The sequence below is a fragment of the Neisseria sp. P0022.S010 genome (assembly GCF_051956635.1).
On record NZ_JBQCXF010000309.1, the window covers coordinates 1 to 3,417 of the forward strand.

The following is a 3,417-nucleotide window of genomic DNA, read 5'->3' on the forward strand; positions in this document are numbered from 1 at the left end:
TCCGTCGTCGGCAGCGTCAGATGGGTAGAAGAGACAGGATAATACTCTACACTTCGTTGCAATTTCAATAATTTGGACGGCGAGATGCTGTATGCGACACCACCGAAACCTCGGTTTTTGCGGTATTTTACTTCAACAAACACAATCGTACCGCCGTTTTTGACGATTAAATCGATTTCGCCGTAGGCACAATGCCAGTTCCGTGCCAGCAGCGAGCAGCCTTTGGCCTGTAGGAACGCCAGTGCCGCATCTTCGGCCGCCACCCCCTGTTTGTGGTTTAAGCGCATGAAAAGTTTACCCGTTATATAATCATTGTTTTTAAAGAGACGCCGTTTCAGACGGCCTTGAATCTATGTACACAAAACACCTGCAAAAAGCCGTCGACAGCATCGAAAAACAGATATTATACGTTGTCGCCACACCCATCGGCAATTTAGCCGACATAACGCTGCGCGCGCTGGCCGTTCTGCAAAAGGCCGACATTATCTGCGCCGAAGATACCCGTGTTACCGCCCAGCTTTTAAGTGCGTACGGCATTCAGGGCAAACTCGTGAGCGTGCGCGAACACAACGAGCAGCAAATGGCCGATAAAATCATCGCCCATCTTTCAGACGGCCTGAGCGTCGCCCAAGTTTCGGATGCGGGTACGCCTGCGGTTTGCGATCCCGGTGCGAAACTTGCCGCCCGCGTGCGCGAAGCCGGATTTAAAGTGGTGCCTGTGGTCGGCGCAAGCGCGGTCATGGGGGCATTGAGCGTGGCCGGTGTGACGGAATCCGATTTTTACTTCAACGGTTTCTTGCCGCCTAAGGCCGGCGAACGCCAAAAGCTGCTGGCCAAATGGGCGGAAGCCGATTTTCCGATTGTGATGTTTGAAACGCCGCACCGTATCGAAGCAAGCCTTGCGGATATGGCCGCGCAGTTCCCCGAACGCCGTTTGACATTGGCGCGCGAAATCACCAAAACGTTTGAAACCTTCCTCAGCGGCACGGTTGCCGAAATCCAAGCCGCCCTCAAAAACGACAGTAACCAAACGCGTGGCGAGATGGTGCTGGTGTTGCACCCTGCGGTGAAAGAGAAACACAGCGATTTGCCCGAGGCGGCGCAAAACACCATGAAAATCCTTGCGGCCGAGTTGCCGACCAAACAAGCAGCCGAGCTTGCCGCCAAGATTACCGGCGAAAGCAAAAAAACCTTGTACGATTTAGCGTTGGAGTGGAAACGGATTTCAGACGACGCTTGAGGTCTTGTAGGCTTATTTCTCTCAACCTGTGGTGTAAACAACGCGACGATTTCCTACAGGTAAGGCTGGGTATTGTTCGTTATCCGTTTGCCGGTTCTACAGGCTTTATATAGGTAAAGTTCTGTTTGCCGCATTGCTCCCCCCCCCCTTGTAATTTACAATGACACTGCATACAACTAGTATGTTCTTAAATCTTTCAATCTACGGGAGTGGACTTATGAAACAAAACATCATCGTTGCCTTATTCGACATCTCCAGCGAAGCTTATCAAGCCTTTTCTGAATTGAAAGCTTACTCGCAGATAACAGATGCTTTGGTGGCACAAGCCGTTTTGGTTAAAAAGGAAAATGGTCTGATTATCCCAGCAGAAAGCACCGACTTTACCGCCAATACGGCCGAAAGCGCATGGACGGGCGGCCTCATTGGTTCACTGGTCGGCATCCTCGGCGGTCCTATCGGTGTTCTGTTGGGTGGAGCTACTGGCGCACTCATCGGCAGTGATGTAGGCACTGCCCAAACATTGGGAGAGGGGGCGTTGCTGGAAAATGCAGCCAAAAAACTGGATAACGGCAGTACTGCAATCATTATTTTGGCGCAAGAACTCAACGAAGCTATATTGGATGCTTTCTTCCACCGTTTCAAAACCGTTATTCTCCGGCAAGATGCAGCCGTTGCCCAAGAGGAGGTATTGGCAGCAATAGAAGCGGAGAAAGAAGTGGCACGTCAGGCACACGAAGCGTGGAAAAAACAGCGCAAAGCCGAACGCAAAGCCGAACGCCAAGGGAAAGTGGAAGCCTTCAAGGCCGACATCAAACAAAAATTCGACAAATTGGCAGCCAAGTTGAAATAACACTGCCACCAACCCAAGGTATGTAACCGCTCAAATTTTCCGTTTCGGATGCATGCCAAACCAGTTTGAGGCTACCTGAAAATCTATTTTTCAGGTAGCCTCTCCCTTTTTCATGCCCCGAGGCCTTTGCAAAGGTCTCAACCTATGTTATTGCAAAGGTCTCGGCCTTTTTATAATTGGATTTTAGATTGATCCAATAGGTTCAATACGCTTTGGTGTTTGCGTTTCAGACGGCCTCAATGTTTGGCAAACCTGCTTCAACGCTGCCATGCGCCGCGCAAATATTCGATGCAGTCGGTCAGGGCGTAAAACGGGGCGTTGCCGTGATTGGCGTTGGGGTAGAGGGTAAAGCGGACATCCGCGCCGAGGTGGTGCAAAGTGCCGGCAAGGATTTTGGCTTGTGCGACCATGCCGCGGCTGGTTTGGTCGGGACGGTTGTTTCTGCCTTCATGTTCGCCTGCGCCGAGGCGGATGCCGATTCTTTGCGGCAAAGTGTCGGGCAGCCAATCGAGCACGCGGCGGTCTTGCCACCAGATAGACGGCGAAACCAGCAAATAATGGCGGAATCGTTCGGGGCGGGTGAATAGGGAATAGAGGCCGTACAGTGCGCCGAACGAATGGCCGAAGATGGCTTGGTTTTGGGTATCGATGCGGTATTTGCTGTCGAGCAGGGCGGAGAGTTCGTCATCAATAAAGCGGCTGAAGCGGTCGGCTTGGCCGTATTGTTTGCGTTCGGATTCAGGCGCGCTGTCGGGCAGCGGCGGCGTGTAGTCGAGGGCGCGTTGGCTTAAGTCGCGGATGGTGCCGCCGGTGTAGCCAATACCGACAATCAGACAGGCGGCATGGCTTTTGGTGATGGGGTTGATGAGCAGGGATTGCGCCATATTGAGGATGGCGGGGAAAAAGGCATCTCCGTCAAGGATATACAGTACGGGATAGCCGTCTGCCGGACGCTCGCCGAGTGCCGCGGCTTGAATGCGGTAGGTGCGGCCGGTGTGGGCGGAGGTAATGGAGGTTTCTTCGGCTTGCAGCAGGGTGGCGGTTTGCCAGTTGGGACGGATGGGCATGATGGGGTGCTTTAATCAATGGGTTGCTTAAGTAAAAGGAGAGAAGGCCGTCTGAACAATGGATTTCAGACGGCCTTATTGTACGGATTCCTGTCTTTTTAACAATACGCGCGATTAGCGTACGTCAACGTATGAGCTGCTGTGCAGTTCGCGCAGGAGGTTGGTGGTCGCCTGTTGCGCTTTTTGTTGGGACAGGTATTGGCGGACGGCGTTTTGTTGGCGCTCTTCAGGCGTACCTGCTTCGCGGACGTCGTTCAGCT

At 52.8% G+C, this 3,417-nt stretch carries 4 protein-coding genes and 1 pseudogene; 2 read left to right on the plus strand and 3 right to left on the minus strand.

The genetic code is table 11. The annotated features are described in order from the left end of the window. The coding region (locus ACTHUT_RS15820; protein WP_440419022.1) for a YraN family protein at nucleotides 1–287 on the minus strand (287 nt) is incomplete at its 3' end. Between the two features lie 65 nt (nucleotides 288–352). On the opposite strand from ACTHUT_RS15820, the gene rsmI reads away from it, so the two are divergent. Together rsmI and ACTHUT_RS15830 are read left to right on the plus strand one after the other, a co-directional pair. Next, on the plus strand, nucleotides 353–1,240 hold the full coding sequence (rsmI, locus tag ACTHUT_RS15825; RefSeq protein WP_070649307.1) for a 16S rRNA (cytidine(1402)-2'-O)-methyltransferase: 888 nt from the start codon (nucleotides 353–355) through the stop codon (nucleotides 1,238–1,240). Nucleotides 1,241–1,457: 217 nt separating this feature from the next. Then, nucleotides 1,458–2,090, plus strand: coding sequence for a DUF1269 domain-containing protein (locus ACTHUT_RS15830; protein WP_070649305.1), 633 nt, complete (start codon nucleotides 1,458–1,460; stop codon nucleotides 2,088–2,090). Between the two features lie 257 nt (nucleotides 2,091–2,347). On the opposite strand, the gene ACTHUT_RS15835 is transcribed toward ACTHUT_RS15830, so the two are convergent. Next, entirely contained in the window at nucleotides 2,348–3,157 is an 810-nt protein-coding gene (locus tag ACTHUT_RS15835) for an alpha/beta hydrolase (RefSeq protein WP_440419024.1), read from the minus strand. A gap of 114 nt (nucleotides 3,158–3,271) precedes the next feature. Then, nucleotides 3,272–3,417, minus strand: a pseudogene (locus ACTHUT_RS15840) (peptidylprolyl isomerase); the annotation flags it as partial.

What these genes read in the sequence shown, in the direction of transcription:
- rsmI (WP_070649307.1), top strand. Translation starts at nt 353, where the DNA reads ATGTACACAAAACACCTGCAAAAAGCCGTCGACAGCATCGAAAAACAG.
- ACTHUT_RS15830 (WP_070649305.1), top strand. Translation starts at nt 1,458, where the DNA reads ATGAAACAAAACATCATCGTTGCCTTATTCGACATCTCCAGCGAAGCT.
- ACTHUT_RS15835 (WP_440419024.1), bottom strand. Translation starts at nt 3,157, where the DNA reads ATGCCCATCCGTCCCAACTGGCAAACCGCCACCCTGCTGCAAGCCGAA.